This window comes from Vibrio sp. Vb0888 (genome assembly GCF_033338835.1).
GTDB classification, from domain to species: Bacteria; Pseudomonadota; Gammaproteobacteria; order Enterobacterales; family Vibrionaceae; genus Vibrio; species Vibrio alginolyticus.
Window position 1 is genome coordinate 1 of sequence record NZ_JAWOTL010000369.1, and the last position, 1,000, is coordinate 1,000.

Annotated in this window: 2 protein-coding genes; both read left to right on the forward strand. The window is 48.9% G+C overall.

The annotated features are described in order from the left end of the window. A partial coding sequence (locus tag R7P72_RS26325) for a GlyGly-CTERM sorting domain-containing protein (RefSeq protein ID WP_318111229.1) occupies positions 1 to 497 on the forward strand: 497 nt, incomplete at its 5' end. A 177-nt stretch (positions 498 to 674) separates the two neighbouring features. After that, a partial coding sequence (locus tag R7P72_RS26330) for a glutamine amidotransferase-related protein (protein WP_411912917.1) occupies positions 675 to 1,000 on the forward strand: 326 nt, incomplete at its 3' end.

Sequence of the window (1,000 nt, forward strand, 5' to 3'; positions counted from 1 at the left end):
ACACAGGTGACATGCCGAAATACAAAGATGCGTTCTCGGCATCTGACCACGATCCTGTGATCATCGCGATTGATTTACCTGATACGGATATCGATTTACCGAAAGCGGGTGAAAATTTAGCGGTAGATGTACGTTTGCCACCAAACGCTGTTGCAGGTGACATCGTGACTGTTAGCTTAACCGTCGCGACTCAAGCTGCCGCTGTAAGTAGTGATGCGAAAGCTTACTCAGCGAGCAAGACTTTAGATCAAACGGACATTAAAGCGCGCAGCGTGAATGTTGAGTTTGAACAGGCGCCAGAGCAAGGTAACTACCAACTGGAAGAGAAAGTGACAGACTCGACTGGCAACGTCGTTAAGTTTAGCTCTGCTCGTGCAGTCTCTATGACTCAGCCTGAAACGGGCACCACAGATTCGAAAGACTCTGATGGTGGTTCGTTTGGGTTTGGTGCACTGCTAGCAATGCTTGGACTTGGCTTGTTCCGCCGCCGCCGTTAAGCCACTCCTGTCCTAAAAACATAGCTGTAAAACTCAAAGGCCAGCCGATGCTGGCCTTTTTATTGCGCAAAGACTTGCCTTTCTAATTGGGTGTTGCAAAATACCGCCCTCAATTGTGGTAAACCAGACAATTGATCCCTAAGCCTTGCCAAAACGGATTGGAGCAGCCGACACGTTATGTTGTTGATCATCGATAACTACGATTCTTTCACTTACAACCTTTACCAATACTTTTGCGAGCTTGGCGCTCAGGTAAAGGTCGTGCGCAATGACGAAATCGACATTCAAGGTATCGAAGCCCTCAATCCAACCCATTTGGTGATTTCCCCTGGGCCTTGTACGCCAAATGAAGCGGGTATTTCCCTGCAAGCGATAGAGCATTTCGCCGGTAAGCTTCCTATTTTAGGGGTGTGCCTTGGCCATCAAGCCATTGCGCACGTGTTCGGTGGTGAAGTTGTGCGTGCGAGCCAAGTCATGCATGGTAAAACATCGCCTATCCGCCA